This window comes from Shewanella sp. M-Br, from assembly GCF_036245925.1.
Classification (GTDB): Bacteria; Pseudomonadota; Gammaproteobacteria; order Enterobacterales; family Shewanellaceae; genus Shewanella; species Shewanella oncorhynchi.
In genome coordinates this window covers 70,201-87,792 of record NZ_BJBV01000006.1, presented here as the reverse complement: position 1 = coordinate 87,792, position 17,592 = coordinate 70,201, and the positions used below count along the sequence as shown (strand labels likewise).

Sequence of the window (17,592 nt, the reverse complement as noted above, 5' to 3'; positions counted from 1 at the left end):
TACTGCAGAAAGCGAGAGTGGGATAAGTACGAGTAATATAGATGAACTATAAAACTTGGCCGTTGCAATAATCAGGATAGTGTTTGAAATGCTAAAAAAAAGCCCGCTTAAACTAAGCGGGCCGCAAAAATAATGCATTTGCAATCAACAAATTGAAGGAAGGAAGTCAAGCATAAGAACCAGAAAAGAAACTGAAGTGTTGGGAACACACCAGTTTAAAAGTTCTTTGTTTTCGATATCTGCAAGCAGTTATCTCCTGAAAACAAGCACATTCTATTGGGAAACCTGTTGTAAAACAAACGAGAAAAATTGCCCATAAACATTAGTAATTCTAATGGCTATAAAGGTGATTTATATCACTTAAGTCACTATTTACCTTGATTAATAACTTATAACTCACTATTAATGCATAATAATACACTTCAATAAGCTTATCCTTGCTGCTATTTTGTTAAATTCACGATACAGCTTAAAAAACTTCATATTAAGTTACGCCATTGCCATGATTTTTTTTGCTTGTATAGTACTTGCTGAAAAGGCCTTAAGCCCGAAACCATAAGAAGGACGACAACACAATGGCATTAAGATTTCGCCTTGCAAAGCAAGGTTTGTTAGTGGCCACATTGGGGATGGCACTCGGTGCCTGCCAAAGTGGCAATGCACCTGAGCAAAATTCGACTGAGCAGGCAAGCGCAACTAAACTCGTTTACCCTGTTACTGAAAAAGATGACCTCGTCGAAACCATTCATGGTGTCGCAGTGGCCGACCCTTATCGTCATCTGGAGGCCAATACGCCTGAAACTGAAGAGTGGGTAAAAGAACAACAAGACTTTGGTCAAGCCTACCTCGCTAAGATCCCCAATAAACAAGCTGTGGTCGAACGTATTACAGAACTTTGGAATTACGAAAAAGTCTCTGCTCCGTTTGAAAACGGCGACAATCAATTTTACTACCGTAATGATGGCCTACAGGCGCAATCGGTTTTGTACGTTAAAGGTTTAGATGGTGTTGAAAAGCCTGTTCTTGACCCAAATAAACTGTCTGCGGATGGTACTGTTGCCTTATCCGGCGTTGCTGTGAGTAATGACGGTAAAATTTTAGCCTATGGTGTGTCAAATTCTGGCTCAGATTGGCAGCAATGGCAGTTCGTTGATATCGCAACCGGTAAGAAACTGGCCGATGAACTGAAATGGATTAAATTTTCTAGCGCAGTGTGGGATAAAGAAAATCAAGGTGTGTTCTACGCCCGTTATGATGCCCCAGCAGGGGGGGATGTCTTAGCTGACGTTAATTTTAACCAAAAAGTGTATTACCACAAATTAGGCACAGACCAACATCAAGATCTATTGATTTATGAGCGTCCACAGAATAAAGATTGGGGCTTTGGCATTGATGTCTCTGAGAAAGGTGAATACTTATTACTGTCGATTTCTCAAGGTACGGATAAGCGTAATCGTTTCTTCTATAAATCGTTATTTGAGCCTAAATCCCAAGTGGTGGAATTGATCCTCAAATTAGAAGCTGAATATGAGTTTCTCGGTAATGATGGTTCAGTGTTTTATTTCAAAACCGACTTAGAGGCGCCTAATGGTAAAGTGATTGCGATTGACACCCGCAATAGTGATAAATCGCAATGGCAAACGATTATTCCTGAGTCTAAAGATCCGATTAATAATGTCGCTATTATTAATGACCATTTAGTGGTGAGTTATTTACATGATGTGTTAGGTCAATTATCGATTTACAGTATGGGTGGTCAGAAGCGTCAAGATGTGGCATTGCCTGGTCTTGGCAATGTGGCAGGGCCTTTTGGTAAAGCCAGCAAAGATTATTTCTATTATGTGTTTAATAGTTATATTCAGCCTGAAACCACCTATAAGTTTGATTTTAAAACTGGTGGTTCAACTGTCATTGCTAAACCCAAAGTCTCGTTTAATCCCGATGACTATGTTTCTGAGCAGGTTTTCTATAGTAGCAAAGACGGTACGCGTGTGCCTATGATGCTCTCCTATAAAAAGGGCTTAGTGAAAAACGGTCAAAATCCGACATTACTTTATGCCTATGGTGGTTTTGCCATTTCGATGACACCACGTTTTAGCCCTGCCAATATCGCTTGGTTAGACATGGGCGGCATTTATGCTGTGCCGAGTTTACGTGGCGGTGCTGAGTATGGCGAAAGCTGGCATCAAGCGGGGATGTTCGACAAAAAGCAAAATGTGTTTGATGACTATTATGCTGCTGCGGAATATCTGGTAAGCGAAAAATACACCAACAGCTCTAAACTCGGTGCCTATGGCCGCAGTAATGGTGGTCTGTTGATGGGCGCTGCTGTGACTCAACGTCCTGAACTTTTTGCTGCCGTATTACCTGCGGTGGGCGTGTTGGATATGCTGCGTTTCCACAAGTTCACTATTGGTTGGGCTTGGACGAGTGAATACGGCAGTGCCGATAAAGCAGAGCAATTCCCAGCGCTATTGGCTTATTCGCCCTATCACAATGTAAAAGCGCAAGCTTATCCTGCGACTATGGTAATGACTGCGGATCATGATGATCGTGTTGTGCCATTACACAGTTTCAAGTTTGCGGCCATGCTGCAGGAGAAACAGCAGGGCAATAAACCAGTCATTATGCGTATTGAGTCAAATGCTGGTCATGGAGCGGGTAAGCCCACGGCGATGAAGATCGACGAATTTGCCGACATCTACAGTTTCTTGTGGCAGAGTTTTGGCTTAACCTTGCCACAAGCTATCGCAAAATAACTAACTATGTTAATAAAATGGGGTCGTTTGACCCCATTCTCTTTTACAATTGCCCCTATTCATCTGAAACCCGCGCTATTCCTATCTATATCTTCATCGGGTCATTCACAAGTCTTGTTTCCCTAGGTATAGTAAGCGTCAATTTTTCAACCAAAATTTGCTTATTTTCAAATGATGTTTCATTGGCCAATTTCAGTCTATTACGAAGACACCGACGCTGGTGGCGTTGTCTATCATTCGAACTACCTCAACTTTTTTGAGCGCGCGCGAACCGAGTGGCTAAAAGCCCTTGGCGTGAGTCAGACTGCGTTATTAGCCGACGACACTGCTTTTGTCGTAAAGCGTGCGGAACTCGATTTTCGCAAAGCAGCACGTTTTGAACAGAACCTTATTGTTGAAACTAAGGTCATAGAGTTGAAAAAGGCCTCGTTGATCTTTCATCAACGCTTGGTCGATAAACAGGGAGACTGTTATTGTGAAGGCACAGTGCTGGTTGTTTGTGTTGCGCTATCACGTATGCGTCCCCGAGCTATTCCCTTAAATATTGTGCAGGAGTTTGACAGTGCAAGCTGATATGTCGATTGTTGGGTTATTTTTACAAGCCAGTTTATTAGTGAAATTTGTTATGTTCACTTTACTTTGCTTGTCGGTGATGTCTTGGACGGTGATTTTACAACGCCGTAGCTTACTGACATCCGCAAAAAGTAAATCGGCGAAGTTTGAAGACAAATTTTGGTCAGGTGTTGATTTAAACCGTTTGTATAAAGAATTATCATCTCGTCCAGATAATAGCGGTTTAGAGTCATTATTTGTGACTGGCTTTAAGGAATATTCACGCCTGAATAAATTAAATAGCAAAGTGCCCGATGCCGTCATGGATGGTACATCGCGTGCTATGCGTGTGACCTTGTCTCGCGAAATGGAAAAGTTAGAAGCTAACTTACCGTTATTAGCAACGATTGGTTCGACTAGCCCTTATATCGGTTTATTTGGTACGGTATGGGGGATCATGAATTCTTTTATCGCTATTGGTTCGATGGAAAACGCCACCTTAGCTATGGTTGCCCCAGGTATTGCTGAAGCTTTGATTGCAACGGCTATGGGTTTATTTGCTGCAATTCCAGCGGTAATCGCCTACAACCGTTTCTCGACTCAAGTCGATAAATTAGAAATGGCTTACGCAAACTTTATGGAAGAGTTCTCCAGCATTTTGCATCGCCAAGCATACAGTGAGAAGGAAGGGGCATAATGCAACCAGCTTATCAGCGCAAACGTCGTCGCCCCGTTGCTGAAATCAACGTGGTGCCCTATATCGACGTGATGCTCGTGCTGTTAATTATTTTTATGGTAACAGCGCCAATAGTCACCCAAGGGGTAAAAGTGGAGCTGCCTCAAGGGGCTGCGGAAGTTTTACCCAATGACAGTAAGCCGCCCATTGTTGCTTCAATCGATGGTGATGGTGATTACTTCCTCAATAAAGGCGGTTCAACGAATGTGCCTATGGATTTGGAAGAATTGGCAACGGAAGTGGCTGCACTTATCGTGACTGAACCTGAGCGTCCTGTTGTGGTTAAAGCCGATAGAAATATTCCTTACGATAAAGTGATTCAGTTGATGGTGACACTGCAGCAAGCTGGCGTGCCATCAGTCGGTTTGATGACGGATTCACCCAAGGAGAAATAGGTGGCAGATAAGTCAGATGTAACATTACCTCTGTCAATTTCAGCGGGTATTCATATTGGCGTGATAATTATTCTGGCGTTAGGAATAGATTTTTCTCACAAACCTGAGCCTATGCAACAAGTTAGCGCACCAGCAATCAAAGCTGTTATGGTTGATCAGCAAAAAGTGGCTAATCAAGTTGAGAAACTTAAGCAAGAAAAGCGTGATGCCGAACGCCGTGAGCAAGAACGTCAAGCCGAGCTTGAACGCAAAGCTCAAGAAGCGAAACAGGCACGCGAGCGCGAACAAGCTCAGATTAAACAGCTAGAGCAAGAACGTAAGCTGCAGGAAATTGAGATTCAAAAAGCCAATGAAGCGACCAAATTAGCCCAGGTGAAACAGCAGCAGGAAAAGGAAAAGGCGGTCAAAGCCGAAGTCGACCGTAAGCTGAAAGAGCAGGAGCGTAAGGTTGCTGAAGACGCCGCACAAAAAGCAGCTGAAAAACGCAAGGTTGAAGAAGCTGCTGCAGTGAAAGCTGAAACTGACCGTAAGCAAAAAGCAGATGCGGAAGCTAAAGCGGAGGCAGATGCCAAAGCTAAAGCAGATGCCAAAGCTAAAGCAGATGCCAAAGCTAAAGCAGATGCCAAAGCTAAAGCAGATGCCAAAGCTAAAGCAGATGCTAAAGCTAAAGCGGATGCCAAAGCTAAAGCGGATGCTAAAGCCCTTGCCGATCAAGAGCAGGAAATGGCTGATGCATTAGCGGCTGAGCAAGCGGCGCTGTCGCAAACCATGAATAAGCAGATGCAGAGTGAAGTCGGTAAGTATCAGGCAATGATAAAATCAACTATTCAACGTAATTTGGTAGTGGATGAATCTATGCGTGGAAAGACTTGTACAGTCTCTGTGCGTTTAGCGAATGATGGGTTTGTGATCAGCAGCCAAACAAAAGGTGGTGATCCCAACGTTTGTCGTGCAGCAAAAGCGGCGATTTTGAAAGCGGGCAAACTGCCTGTGTCTCCGGATCCTGCGGTTTATAACTTGATGAAAGAAATTAACTTAATCGTTGAACCAACGTTTAATTAAAGGAGCACCATGAAAATATTGGCAAAATGGTTAGCACTGGCAGTTCTGCTGTGCACCACCCCCGCGAAAGCGGCATTGGATATTGTGATCACAGAAGGTGTTGACGCAGCGCGTCCCATCGCTGTGATGCCTTTTGTATGGCAAGGTCCTGGCGCACCGCCACAAGCGATTGCTGATGTGGTGATGTCTGACTTAGCTCGTAGCGGTACCTTTAAACCTTTAGACGAGCTCGGACTACCTCAGCGCAATATTGGTGCTTTGGCTCAGTTTCAACCTAGTTCATGGTCTAGCGTTGGCGCAGAAGCTGTGGTGTTAGGTACTGTGAAACCTTACGGAACCGATCAGTATTTGGTGAGCTTTGATTTAATCGATTTAGTTAAAGCACAAAACCAAGCATTGAAAGGCTCAGTCAGCGCTACAGAATTTTTGATGGACAGTCGCCAAACTGTGATTTCAGCAGCGCAATTTCGTCAATATGGTCATAGAATTAGCGATATCGTCTATGAAAAGTTAACCGGTATTCGCGGTGCATTCTTAACGCGGATCTCCTACGTCGTGGTCAATCATACTCAAAAAGCACCTTATCAGTTGATGGTTGCGGACTATGATGGTTTTAACGAGCAAATGTTACTGCGCTCACCTGAGCCATTAATGTCACCTACTTGGTCGCCTGATGGACGTCGTTTGGCGTATGTTAGCTTTGAAAATAAAAAAGCAGAGATTTTCGTACAAGACCTTTATACCCAAGTGCGCACTAAAGTGAGCTCTTTCCCTGGTATTAATGGTGCGCCGGCTTTCTCTCCTGATGGTAAATCTTTGGCTGTGACGCTGTCTAAGGACGGTCAGCCTGAGATCTATGTTATCGATATTGCGACAAAAGCGATTAAGCGTATTACCAATCACTATGCTATCGATACTGAACCATCATGGTATCCTGATGGGAAGTCGTTGATTTTCACCTCTGAACGTGGTGGTAGACCGCAAATTTATCGCGTAGAGTTAAGTTCAGGTAAAGTGAGTCGTGAAACATTTGAAGGTGAATGGAACCTTGGTGGTTCAATTACGCCAGATGGACGTAGTATGATTTTTGTTAACCGTACTAACGGTAAGTTTAATATTGCGCGTATGGATTTAAATACGCGTTTTATGCAGGTGCTAACCTCTACACGCTTGGATGAATCCCCAAGTGTGGCGCCTAATGGTACTATGGTCATATATGGCACTACACACCAAGGTAAGCAAGTATTAGCAGCTGTTTCTACGGATGGACGCTTTAAAGCGAGATTACCCGTGGGTCAAGGCGAGGTGAAATCACCTTCTTGGTCTCCGTTTCTCTAATGTTATACCTTGATTTAATCACATTTAATTTTATAAGGAACACGTAATGGATCTGAATAAGTTGTTAAAAGCTATGTTGGTAGCACTTCCAATTATGGCTATTAGTGCATGTAGCTCAACTTCAGAATCAGAAACTGATGCAATGGGCTCAACAAACGGTTCAGGTAGCGAACTGAATGGTGGCATTCAAACTGGTGGTGTGGGTGGTATGTTGTCATCTGAAGAGCAGCAACGTCAGCAGTTAGAAGAGTTGAGAAAAGAACACATCATTTACTTCGATTTCGACCGCAGTGAAGTTCAAACTGAATTCGCCGCTGTATTAGAAGCTCATGGTACTTACTTAGTTGAGCACCCAAGTGTGCGCGTACTGATTGAAGGTCATGCGGACGAGCGTGGCACTCCTGAGTACAACATTGCTCTGGGCGAACGTCGTGCTAAAGCCGTTGCTAAATACCTACAAGGTATGGGCGTACAGCCAAGCCAAATGAGCGTAGTCAGCTATGGCGAAGAAAAACCACTTGATTTTTCTCGCACTGATGAAGGTTTTGGCAAAAACCGTCGTGCAGTTTTAGTTTACTAAGATTGAATCTCGGAGAGTAACACAATGAAACGTGCCGTCTTAATTACGGCAATGTTCCTTGGTGCGGGCGCTGCAGTTGCAGCGCCTGCTCCTGTGGAAGATATTGCTGGTGGTTCGGGTGATGACAGACTTGCTCGTATCGAACGTATTGTAAAATCGAGACAACAAAGTGAGCTCGAGATGCAACGTCGTCTTGATACACTACAGCAGGAAGTTCTCGATTTACGCGGTTTAACCGAACAACAGAATTATCAGATTGAGCAGATGCAAGAGCGCCAGCGTCAGTTATATGATGAGCTTGCTAATTTATCCTCAAAGGCATCTGCCGCACCTGCAGCTGCAGCGACATCAATCCCCTCTGTGGTATCGACCAATGCTGCCGCAAGTAGTTTAAGTGAAACTGCAAGTTATGAAAATGCCGTTAACTTAGTCTTAAAAGAGCGTAAGTATGACGATGCCATTCCTGCCTTCCGTGCTTTTATCAAACAATACCCAGACTCTGTGTATGCCGCGAATGCGAACTATTGGTTAGGACAGCTATTATTTAATAAGAGCGAATTTGCAGAAGCCAAACAAGCCTTCAAAACTGTGGTTGATCGTTTTAGTGATTCTAATAAACGTGGCGATAGTTTAGTGAAGCTTGGCATGATCGCCGAGAAAACCGGTGATAAAGCTGGTGCGATGCAATACTACCAACAAGTTGTCAAAGATTACGCAAACAGCGCCGCAGCACGCATTGCACAGCAGCAACTGGCTGCAATTAAAGCGTAATTAACTAAAAAACATACTCTTAGTCTGTTTTTCATGCAAACGACAAAAAATTGGGAATTTGCGCTTGCATGAGAAGATGAAAAAGGTATTATAGGCGCCCTCAGAGCGGCGAGGTCGTTCGGGGCGTGAAATACCAGTAAATGGGTCGTTAGCTCAGTCGGTAGAGCAGTTGGCTTTTAACCAATTGGTCGAAGGTTCGAATCCTTCACGACCCACCACTTACTCTAATGAATAGAATAAGTTAGTGGTATTTAGTGAGATAGTCAGTAGTATAATGGGTCGTTAGCTCAGTCGGTAGAGCAGTTGGCTTTTAACCAATTGGTCGAAGGTTCGAATCCTTCACGACCCACCACTTATTATTCGCATTGTTGATGCCGAAATAAGTGAACATTTTTATCGTAATACCTAGATGGGTCGTTAGCTCAGTCGGTAGAGCAGTTGGCTTTTAACCAATTGGTCGAAGGTTCGAATCCTTCACGACCCACCACTTATTATTCGCATTGTTGATGCCAAAATAAGTGAACATTTTTATTGTAATACCTAGATGGGTCGTTAGCTCAGTCGGTAGAGCAGTTGGCTTTTAACCAATTGGTCGAAGGTTCGAATCCTTCACGACCCACCACTTTACTGAAAGTGCATAAATCAGCGTTATACCTCGATGGGTCGTTAGCTCAGTCGCTTTTTTATAAAGCTAGGGCAGTTGGCTTTTAACCAATGAGTCGAATGGTTCTAATCCTTAATGACACACCACTTTACTGAAAGTGTATAAATCAGCGTTATACCTCGATGGGTCGTTAGCTCAGTCGGTAGAGCAGTTGGCTTTTAACCAATTGGTCGAAGGTTCGAATCCTTCACGACCCACCACTTATTATTCGCATTGTTGATGCCAAAATAAGTGAACATTTTTATCGTAATACCTAGATGGGTCGTTAGCTCAGTCGGTAGAGCAGTTGGCTTTTAACCAATTGGTCGAAGGTTCGAATCCTTCACGACCCACCACTTTACTGAAAGTGCATAAATCAGCGTTATACCTCGATGGGTCGTTAGCTCAGTCGGTAGAGCAGTTGGCTTTTAACCAATTGGTCGAAGGTTCGAATCCTTCACGACCCACCACTTATTTCTTCAGCTGTACCTCTCTCGAATTTCCCCCCTGAATGTCCCACGTTAAACTCCAATACTGAGTACAGAATTTAATACCTTCGTTTTACTTATTCCACTGCAAAATATTTTTCTAACATAATTATTGGCATTAGCAAGTTCGACTAATGCGGCATCTTTAAAAAGAAATGTATCTTGAGTTTGGCGATTATATTAAAGCTGACATTATGTGCAGTGATGATGACAATGGTGCGTATAATTCTGGGGGGGTCTAGGCAGTTTATGTACCGAGCACTATTTATGGAAAGCTCTAATCCCACAGGGTTGTGATAAAGACTAAAAAGGAGACCTTAGGTCTCCTTTTTGCATTAAGCGGATTACATATCTATAGCGCTTAATCTAACAGATTGTTTTCACGAACATATTGCTCGAAATCTGTGCAGCCACCTATGTGCTTCTCATCGACAAAAATCTGCGGTACGGTTTCAACTGGCTTACCGACAGTTTTTTCTAAATCTGCTTTAGAGATGCCTTCTGCATGGATATCGACATATCTGAACTTAAAGTCATCACGTTTTTCAACGAGATGCTCAGATAATTGCACAGCACGAACGCAATAAGGACAGCCTGGACGGCCAAAAATAACAACGAACATAATAGCTCCTTAGGATTACTTTAGTCGTTTTATACCATAGGCCTAAGTGAATTGATAATGTCAGCCGCGTTTATTTTCAGTTTGATAGCGACCTTGATAATCAAAATAGCTTTCGAGCAGATCCCAGCCTTTTTTATGTTTCTTCAGCAGCAAGAGATCGGGCATGCGGAATTTATCCGCATCGCTGATTAACTCTGTCACCTTAGTGTACTTTTTCGGTTTTAATCCCGGTGTACGGCTATGGGGAAAGATGAATAAGGCATATAGGGCTCGCCACTGGGCCGGCGTTTGTAATTTAAAGCGGCGATTGAATTCATTACCGTCGATATCAAGGTACTGCACTTTCAGATTGCCGTCATCGTCGATGAGGCTCATATGCTGGCAGCGGAATAAATGATGGTGCTGCTGGCTGAGCACTTGGCGTAGGCGTTTATCGGGATCGATGAGGGTCGATTGGCAGTGCTGGCAAATGCGCGCCGCGATATCATTCTCTTCGCCGCAATCAGGGCAAGATTTAGATCTAAATCGAAAGTTACACTGCAGCTTTTTACCTTGCTGTTCGACTATGCCCTGACAGCGGCGACCAAAGTGTTCGATAATGTCGCCATCGTCGTCTGTGAGTCCCCAGAATATATTGGCAAAATCGCATACTGGGCAATGCACTTGCACAGGTACCGATTTACTGTTGGGTTTAGCTTGGCCGACCTCGGGAAAATACAAGTCATAACCATTGGCAGCATAGTCGATGATAAGACAATCTTTTTTGCCTTCAGCGATTCGCAATCCACGGCCGATCATTTGTTGAAACAGACTGACTGAGGCTGTCGGGCGCAAAATAGCAATCAAATCCACATGGGGCGCGTCGAAGCCTGTCGTCAACACAGCCACGTTGACTAAAAACTTAAGCTCTTGGGCTTTAAAGCGTTCAATCGTCGCGTCACGTTCATTGTCGTGCGTTTGTGCCGTGATAATGGCGCTCTGCGCAGCGTGAGCTTGGTTGAGTATGTTAAAAATCTCATTGGCGTGACGTACCGTTGCCGCAAAAATGATAATACCTTTTCTATGTTGGCTCAGTTCAATGAGTTGTTTCACAATCGCAGTGGTCGCGCGGCCGTAATGTCCCAGTAAATCGTTAACCTCGGCTTCGGCATATTCGCCATTCTCGTTTGCTTTAAGTTGGCTGAAGTCGTACTGGGCACTTAGGCCATCAAACAGGGTTGGCGCTGTGAGGTAACCTTGCTTAATGAGCGGCCTTATGGGCAGCTCGAACACACAATGTTCGAACACGGCATGTTCGGGAGACCCTACTTTGCCGTGATAGTGTTGCTGATAAATCCAGCCAGTGCCAAGGCGATAGGGCGTGGCGGTGAGACCGAGCAATCTTAATTGGGGATTTTTCGTGCGTAAATGGTTGAGTACTTGCTGATATTGGCTGGTTTTTTCTAGGCTGACTCTGTGGCATTCATCAATAATGACTAACGAGAACGGCTGATCGAACTGCGTTAATCCCCGCGCCGCCGATTGAATACTGGCAACGACGGTTTTTCCGTCGGTGGCTTTTTGATTGAGTCCCGCCGCATAGATACTGGCTTGTGCTGTGAGGAGGCCGACTTTCTCGGCATTTTGCGCAACTAATTCTTTCACATGGGTGAGCACTAAGACTCTGCCTTTGGCGATGCGTGCCAGTTCGGCGATCACTATGCTTTTGCCCGCGCCTGTGGGTAATACGAGTACGGCGGAAGCTTGGCTTTGCCTAAAATGGGCGATGGCGGCATTAACCGCTTGCTGTTGATAGTCTCTGAGTTTGACTGACACGCTGATAAAAAATCTATGCTGAATAAAAGTGAGGCTGCAAGCTTAACATAACAGGCAAAAAAAATGCCCCTGGTTGGAGGGGCAAGCTAGAGAAAGGAGCAATCACACGCACTCTCTCAACAGGGTTCACTTTTAACCTGAGGTTTAAAAAGGGAGGTTCAGGTTACGCTTAGCCTATTGGGCATAGACTAAGTGTTGTGGACGTTATTCTTAACTCGGATATTACTCAGTACGATTTAAGCGTGATTCAATCAAGGTCTCGATCACAGCTGGATCGGCCAAGGTTGATGCATCCCCTAAGTTGGTCACTTCGTTAGCGGCAATCTTACGCAGGAAGCGGCGCATAATCTTGCCTGAACGTGTCTTAGGTAAGCCCGTCGCCCATTGGATGAGATCTGGGGTTGCCAGCGCACCAATTTCTTTACGGACCCATTGACGCAGCTCTTGACGTAGCTCTTCGGTTTCTTCAGTGCCGCGGGTTAGCGTGACATACGCATAAATACCTTGGCCTTTAATATCATGTGGGTAGCCAACTACTGCAGCCTCGGCAACCAGTTCGTGTGATACCAGCGCACTTTCAACCTCTGCTGTACCTAATCTGTGGCCGGATACGTTAATCACGTCATCGACGCGGCCTGTGATCCAGTAGTAACCATCCTCATCGCGGCGGGCACCGTCACCGGTAAAATACATGCCACGGAAGGTTTTAAAGTAGGTCAGTACAAATCGTTCGTGGTCGCCATACACAGTACGCATTTGGCCCGGCCAAGAATCGAGTAACACTAAGTTACCTTCGTTCTCACCTTCTAAAATATTCCCCATGTTATCCACTAAGGCGGGTTGAACGCCAAAGAACGGGCGGGTAGCTGAGCCGGGTTTAGTATCGGTCGCGCCTGGCAGTGGGGTGATCAAAATGCCGCCCGTTTCAGTTTGCCACCAAGTATCGACGATAGGGCAATGCTCATGACCTATGACCTCATGGTACCAACGCCATGCTTCTGGGTTGATAGGTTCACCTACCGAGCCCATGATCCTCAAGCTGCTACCATCGAACTTATCGAAGTGTTGTTTACCTTCGGCCATCAATGCGCGAATTAACGTTGGCGCTGTATATAGAATGTTCACTTTATGGCGGTCAATCATTTCGCCTAAACGGGCAGGGCTTGGATGATTTGGTACACCTTCATGGATAAGCACAGTCGCACCATTGGCAAGTGGGCCGTAAACCATATAAGAGTGGCCTGTGATCCAACCCACATCCGCGGTACACCAGTACACTTCACCCGCTTTGTAGTCGAACACATATTCATGGGTCATAGATGCATAAACCATGTAGCCGCCAGTGGTGTGCAATACGCCCTTGGGATTCCCGGTTGAACCTGAGGTATAAAGCAAGAATAACGGTGCTTCTGCGTCCATTTCTTCTGGTTGGCAGTGCTCTGATGCGGTTTCCATCAGTGAATGCCACCACACATCACGGCTTTCTACCCAATCTACTTTGCCACCAGTACGCTTCAGCACTATAACTTTTTCAATAGTAGTGACATCAGGGTGCTTTAAGGCATCGTCAATATTGCGCTTTAATGGAATTGCACGGCCACCGCGCATACCTTCATCGGAGGTAATGATGACTTTGGATTTTCCGTCAATCACGCGAGAGGCGATTGAATCCGGTGAGAAACCACCGAAGACCACTGAGTGCACAGCACCGATACGGGCACAGGCAAGCATAGCGACTGCGGCTTCTGGCACCATAGGCATGTAAATTGTGACTATATCCCCGCGGCGCACGCCTTGGCTGCGCAGTGCGTTGGCAAACTTACACACATCTGCATGTAATTCACCGTAGGTAATTTTGCGTTGTTCGCTGGCGTTGTCGCCTTCCCAAATAATCGCCACGCGATCACTGTGCTCGGCTAAGTGACGATCTAAACAGTTGGCAGAAGCATTCAGGGTGCCATCGTAAAACCAATTGATCGATAAGTTATGGTCATCAAAAGAGGTTTTTTTAATTTTGGTATAGGGTTTTATCCAATCAATACGCTTGCCGTGTTCTCTCCAGAAACCTTCAGGATTGACAATCGACTCTTGGTACATTGTTTTATATTTATCGTTGTTTACAAGTGCATTGGCAGCGATATTGCCGGAGACTTTGTAGAGAGACTGCGAGCTCATAGGGCTTCCCTTTTGAAAAATTGCGTGGACTGAGTATGGTATGCAAGGGGGCGGCAACTCCATTAGACCTTGGTCTAGTGTTAAATTTTCCTTTATATTTAGTCTGTTGCATTAAAAATCCGGCTAGATTTTAGACAGGTTTTATCGCACAATAATCAGAAAAAAGAGCAAAGTATGAATTTAACCTTAGTCGTTGCTGTTATTGCCGTCTGTTATGTCTCGCTTTTATTCCTATTGGCTTGGGGGGCGGAGCGTTGGTTTACTCAGATCACTAAAAAGCTTCAGGTCGTTATCTATGGTCTGAGCTTAGCGGTTTATTGCTCCTCGTGGAGTTTTTTAGGCACAGTTGGGCAATCGGCTAAGGATTTTTGGTCTTTCTTACCGATTTTTATCGGGCCTATTCTGATTTTTACTTTAGGTTTTGGCATGTTACGCAAGATGGTATTAGTGTCTAAGGCGCAAAATATCACTTCCGTGGCCGACTTTATTGCCGCCCGTTATGGTAAGTCTCAAACTTTAGCGGCTTTAGTCACCTTAATCGCCTTGTTTGGCATCATGCCCTATATCGCCTTACAGCTTAAGGCGATGGTGTTCAGTCTTAATTTGTTTCAACCCGCTGACGATCCCCTCGATGGCGTGACGATTCCGTTACTGATCACTTCGCTGTTAGCCATATTTGCCATTTTATTTGGTACTCGCAAACTCGATGCGACCGAGCATAATCCCGGCATGATGCTCGCGATTGCATTTGAGTCTCTGGTGAAACTTGCCGCATTTTTGTTGGTCGGCATCGTCATCAGTTTCGGAGTGTTCGATGGTTTTGGGGATATTTGGCAGCAGGCCAATGCGCAGTCACTAATTAATTATCCCAATCCACGTATTGAAGCTTTAATGCCTGAGTTACTCGTCGGAATGGCGGCCTTTTTATGTATGCCAAGGCAGTTCCATGTAATGGTGGTGGAATGCGCCGATGAGTCCGTGTTGTCAAAAGGGCGTTGGCTGTTTCCCATTTATTTAGCCCTTTTTGGTTTATTCGTTGGACCGCTCGCCTTGGCGGGGAAGATCATCCTCGGCGATTCAGTGTCGGCCGATACCTATGTGATTAATTTACCGCTGGCGTTAGATCAACCTTTGCTGGCGGTGATTGCATTACTTGGCACACTTTCGGCGGCAACTGGCATGGTGATAGTGGCGGTGGTGACTATCAGTGTGATGGTAAGTAACGAATGGCTGGTGCCAGTGATGCTGCGCACAGGCCATATCCGCGAGAAAAACTTCAGTCAGTTCTCGCACCTGTTACTTAATGCCCGCCGCTTAGCGATCGTGATTATTCTTGGCTTAGGCTATGGCAGCTATTTGGCATTATCAGACAGTGATTCCTTGTCCCATTTAGGCATGTTGTCTTTTGGGGCTTTTGCCCAACTTGCGCCAGCTTTAGTCGGTGGACTCTATTGGAAACACGGCAATCGTGCTGGGGTATTTTTAGGACTCGGCGTGGGCTTTGCGTTGTGGTTCTACATCATGTTGCAGGGCATGACCGATGTGCAAAGCTCATCGGCGTTCTTGTCTAGTGTCGCGAGCGAGAAAGGCCTGCTAGATGCGATAACGCCTAATGTGCGTGATGCGCTGACGGCTCTTTTTGCCAATATTGCCTGTTATATTTTGGGTTCTATTTGGTTTAGAGCGGGTGTGGCTGAGCGTATTCAGGCCAGTGCTTTTGTGAGTCCGGGTAAATTAAAAAACAGCGCCAATAAGAAAAATGGTCCGATTTCACAGCAGGACTTACTGATACTGGCGAGTCGCTTCGTTAGCCCAACACGCGCCTACGAGAGCTTTAGCCGTTTCTCGATTGATGCGGTAAAAAGTGATAGTTGGCATAAAGCGGCGCCGCCGGAGTTGATTTCCCACACTGAACGTTTATTGGCGGGGGTGCTTGGCGCTTCAAGCGCAGCGCTAGTGATGGATTCCGTGCTGCAAGGGCGCGACTTAGCGCTGGATGAAGTCTTTAGTCTGGTCGATGAAGCCTCATCGAAGATTATGCTCAGTCAAGACATGCTGCGCGGCGCGATTGAGCACGCCTATGAAGGCATGAGTGTTATCGATAACGATCTCAATCTCGTGGCATGGAATTACAAATATGTGGAGCTGTATCAATATCCCGATGGATTTTTGCAGCAGGGCATGCCCATCAGTGAAGTGATCCGCTTTAATGCGGCGCGGGGTTATTGTGGTGAAGGGGAAATAGAACAGCAGGTTGAGCAGCGGGTGCAGCATATGCGTAATGGCACACCGCACACTTCTGAGCGCCATCGCAGAGACGGCAAAGTGATTAAAATTCAAGGCAATCCTATGCCAGATGGCGGCTTTGTGATGACCTTTACCGACATTACTCAGTATCGCGAACAGGAGCGCGCGCTGCTCGAAGCCAATGAAACCTTAGAAAGCCGCGTTAATGAGCGAACCTATGAATTAGCCATGTTGAACAGTGAGTTACTCGAGGCTAAAGCGCAGGAAGAAATCGCCAACGCCTCTAAGAGTCGCTTCTTGGCTGCTGTTGGCCATGATTTAATGCAACCACTTAATGCTGCGCGATTGTTCACTGCGTCGTTATCTCAGTATCCCAATCTAGATCGTGAGGCCAGAACCACCTTATCCCATGTGAATAGCTCGCTAAAAATTGCCGGCGAATTGCTCACCGACCTATTGGATATTTCTAAACTCGACTCAGGTATGGTGGATGTTAATCGCCGTGACTTTGCGATTTCAGAACTGATCAATGGGTTATCGGTGGAATTTGAAGCGATGGCAGCGGACAACCAAATTCGTTTTAAGATGGTCCCATGCAGCGCAACCGTTAATTCTGATCCTTCGCTGTTACGGCGTGTCCTGCAAAACTTTTTAACCAATGCCTACCGTTATGCTCGCGGTGGCAGAGTGTTATTTGGTTGCCGTCATCGAGGTCATTACCTTGAAATCCAAGTGTTAGACACGGGTTGTGGTATTGATGAAAAAGAAACCCAAGAAATTTTCAAAGAATTTAAGCGGTTGAATAATCCTAAGAGCAACAATGTTAGCGGCTTGGGCTTAGGTCTGGCGATTGCTGATCGCATCAGTAAAGTGTTAGAACACGGTATTCAGGTTTCGTCCCATTTAGGGCGCGGCTCGGTCTTCTCCATTTGTGTTCCGCTTGGAGAAACTGTGCGTCAACCACAAGTGAAAGCGTTGCCGTCGCTGCTGCAGCCGTTATCGGGTATCAAAGTGTTGTGTATCGACAACGAAGAGGCCATTTTAGCTGGATTAGAAAGCTTATTAAGCCGCTGGCAGTGTGAGGTTATCTGTGCAAAAGATTTATCTGATGCACGCATTAAACTAGGACTGAAAGGCGTCGCGCCTGATATTGTGCTCGCGGATTACCATTTAGATGATGGCCAAAATGGCGTCGATGCGATGGATGGTATTCGTGCCCTATATGGCAAAGACTTACCCGGCATTTTGATTACCGCCAATACTCGCAAAGAACTGGTGGAAGATGTGCAACGCCGCGGCTATCACTATATGGCGAAAATGATAAAACCTGCCGCGCTACGTGCCTTGATTTCTAGCTTGGTAAAATAAGCTTGGTATACGTGTTCGGTAACATGAGTTTAGTGACGTCG

The 17,592-nt window shown here is 45.4% G+C and carries 12 protein-coding genes and 8 tRNA genes; 17 read left to right on the top strand and 3 right to left on the bottom strand.

The features are described 5' to 3' along the window. Positions 1–575 precede the first annotated feature (575 nt). The 16 genes from AAA952_RS06510 to AAA952_RS06435 all read left to right on the top strand — a co-directional run bounded on the left by AAA952_RS06510 (position 576) and on the right by AAA952_RS06435 (position 9,306). Entirely contained in the window at positions 576–2,759 is a 2,184-nt protein-coding gene (locus AAA952_RS06510) for a prolyl oligopeptidase family serine peptidase (RefSeq protein ID WP_338255450.1), read from the top strand. 171 nt (positions 2,760–2,930) lie between these two features. Then, entirely contained in the window at positions 2,931–3,332 is a 402-nt protein-coding gene (gene ybgC / locus AAA952_RS06505) for a tol-pal system-associated acyl-CoA thioesterase (protein WP_006081251.1), read from the top strand. Further along, positions 3,322–4,008 (top strand): protein TolQ, encoded by a 687-nt coding sequence (tolQ, locus tag AAA952_RS06500; protein WP_028760350.1) that lies wholly within the window; start codon positions 3,322–3,324, stop codon positions 4,006–4,008. Before ybgC ends, tolQ begins: the two co-directional genes overlap by 11 nt. Beyond that, positions 4,008–4,442 (top strand): protein TolR, encoded by a 435-nt coding sequence (tolR, locus tag AAA952_RS06495; RefSeq protein WP_113938780.1) that lies wholly within the window; start codon positions 4,008–4,010, stop codon positions 4,440–4,442. Before tolQ ends, tolR begins: the two co-directional genes overlap by 1 nt. Then, positions 4,443–5,504, top strand: coding sequence for a cell envelope integrity protein TolA (gene tolA / locus AAA952_RS06490; RefSeq protein WP_338255444.1), 1,062 nt, complete (start codon positions 4,443–4,445; stop codon positions 5,502–5,504). Between the two features lie 9 nt (positions 5,505–5,513). Beyond that, positions 5,514–6,842 carry a Tol-Pal system beta propeller repeat protein TolB gene (tolB, locus tag AAA952_RS06485; RefSeq protein WP_028760347.1) on the top strand — a complete coding sequence of 443 codons (1,329 nt, stop codon included), beginning with the start codon at positions 5,514–5,516 and terminating at the stop codon, positions 6,840–6,842. 46 nt (positions 6,843–6,888) lie between these two features. Further along, a complete protein-coding gene (gene pal / locus AAA952_RS06480) occupies positions 6,889–7,422 on the top strand; it encodes a peptidoglycan-associated lipoprotein Pal (RefSeq protein ID WP_113938779.1) in 534 nt (177 codons plus the stop codon). 24 nt (positions 7,423–7,446) lie between these two features. Next, on the top strand, positions 7,447–8,193 hold the full coding sequence (ybgF, locus tag AAA952_RS06475; RefSeq protein ID WP_028760345.1) for a tol-pal system protein YbgF: 747 nt from the start codon (positions 7,447–7,449) through the stop codon (positions 8,191–8,193). Between the two features lie 142 nt (positions 8,194–8,335). After that, positions 8,336–8,411 (top strand) — tRNA-Lys (locus tag AAA952_RS06470). A gap of 58 nt (positions 8,412–8,469) precedes the next feature. After that, positions 8,470–8,545, top strand: a tRNA-Lys gene (locus AAA952_RS06465). A 59-nt stretch (positions 8,546–8,604) separates the two neighbouring features. Then, positions 8,605–8,680, top strand: a tRNA-Lys gene (locus tag AAA952_RS06460). A gap of 59 nt (positions 8,681–8,739) precedes the next feature. Further along, a tRNA-Lys gene (locus AAA952_RS06455) sits at positions 8,740–8,815 on the top strand. A gap of 38 nt (positions 8,816–8,853) precedes the next feature. Beyond that, positions 8,854–8,943: transfer RNA gene (locus AAA952_RS06450), tRNA-Lys, on the top strand. A gap of 38 nt (positions 8,944–8,981) precedes the next feature. After that, positions 8,982–9,057 (top strand) — tRNA-Lys (locus AAA952_RS06445). Positions 9,058–9,116: 59 nt separating this feature from the next. Further along, positions 9,117–9,192: transfer RNA gene (locus AAA952_RS06440), tRNA-Lys, on the top strand. Positions 9,193–9,230: 38 nt separating this feature from the next. After that, positions 9,231–9,306: transfer RNA gene (locus AAA952_RS06435), tRNA-Lys, on the top strand. A 379-nt stretch (positions 9,307–9,685) separates the two neighbouring features. On the opposite strand, the gene AAA952_RS06430 is transcribed toward AAA952_RS06435, so the two are convergent. The 3 genes from AAA952_RS06430 to acs form a co-directional block, all read right to left on the bottom strand. Further along, complete coding sequence (locus tag AAA952_RS06430; RefSeq protein WP_338255440.1) at positions 9,686–9,946, bottom strand: GrxA family glutaredoxin; 261 nt, start codon at positions 9,944–9,946, stop codon at positions 9,686–9,688. A gap of 60 nt (positions 9,947–10,006) precedes the next feature. After that, on the bottom strand, positions 10,007–11,761 hold the full coding sequence (locus tag AAA952_RS06425) for a DEAD/DEAH box helicase (protein WP_263163140.1): 1,755 nt from the start codon (positions 11,759–11,761) through the stop codon (positions 10,007–10,009). 222 nt (positions 11,762–11,983) lie between these two features. Beyond that, positions 11,984–13,936, bottom strand: a complete 1,953-nt coding sequence (gene acs, locus AAA952_RS06420) for an acetate--CoA ligase (protein WP_219233758.1) — start codon at positions 13,934–13,936, stop codon at positions 11,984–11,986. A gap of 174 nt (positions 13,937–14,110) precedes the next feature. Between acs and AAA952_RS06415 the strand changes: the two genes are divergently transcribed. Beyond that, positions 14,111–17,551 (top strand): hybrid sensor histidine kinase/response regulator, encoded by a 3,441-nt coding sequence (locus AAA952_RS06415; RefSeq protein WP_338255435.1) that lies wholly within the window; start codon positions 14,111–14,113, stop codon positions 17,549–17,551. Positions 17,552–17,592: the final 41 nt, after the last annotated feature.

Bases quoted from the DNA above. Each gene is read 5' to 3' on its own strand.
- tolR (WP_113938780.1), top strand. From the start codon at position 4,008: ATGCAACCAGCTTATCAGCGCAAACGTCGTCGCCCCGTTGCTGAAATC.
- ybgF (WP_028760345.1), top strand. From the start codon at position 7,447: ATGAAACGTGCCGTCTTAATTACGGCAATGTTCCTTGGTGCGGGCGCT.
- acs (WP_219233758.1), bottom strand. From the start codon at position 13,936: ATGAGCTCGCAGTCTCTCTACAAAGTCTCCGGCAATATCGCTGCCAAT.
- AAA952_RS06430 (WP_338255440.1), bottom strand. From the start codon at position 9,946: ATGTTCGTTGTTATTTTTGGCCGTCCAGGCTGTCCTTATTGCGTTCGT.
- tolB (WP_028760347.1), top strand. From the start codon at position 5,514: ATGAAAATATTGGCAAAATGGTTAGCACTGGCAGTTCTGCTGTGCACC.
- AAA952_RS06415 (WP_338255435.1), top strand. From the start codon at position 14,111: ATGAATTTAACCTTAGTCGTTGCTGTTATTGCCGTCTGTTATGTCTCG.
- ybgC (WP_006081251.1), top strand. From the start codon at position 2,931: ATGATGTTTCATTGGCCAATTTCAGTCTATTACGAAGACACCGACGCT.
- pal (WP_113938779.1), top strand. From the start codon at position 6,889: ATGGATCTGAATAAGTTGTTAAAAGCTATGTTGGTAGCACTTCCAATT.
- AAA952_RS06510 (WP_338255450.1), top strand. From the start codon at position 576: ATGGCATTAAGATTTCGCCTTGCAAAGCAAGGTTTGTTAGTGGCCACA.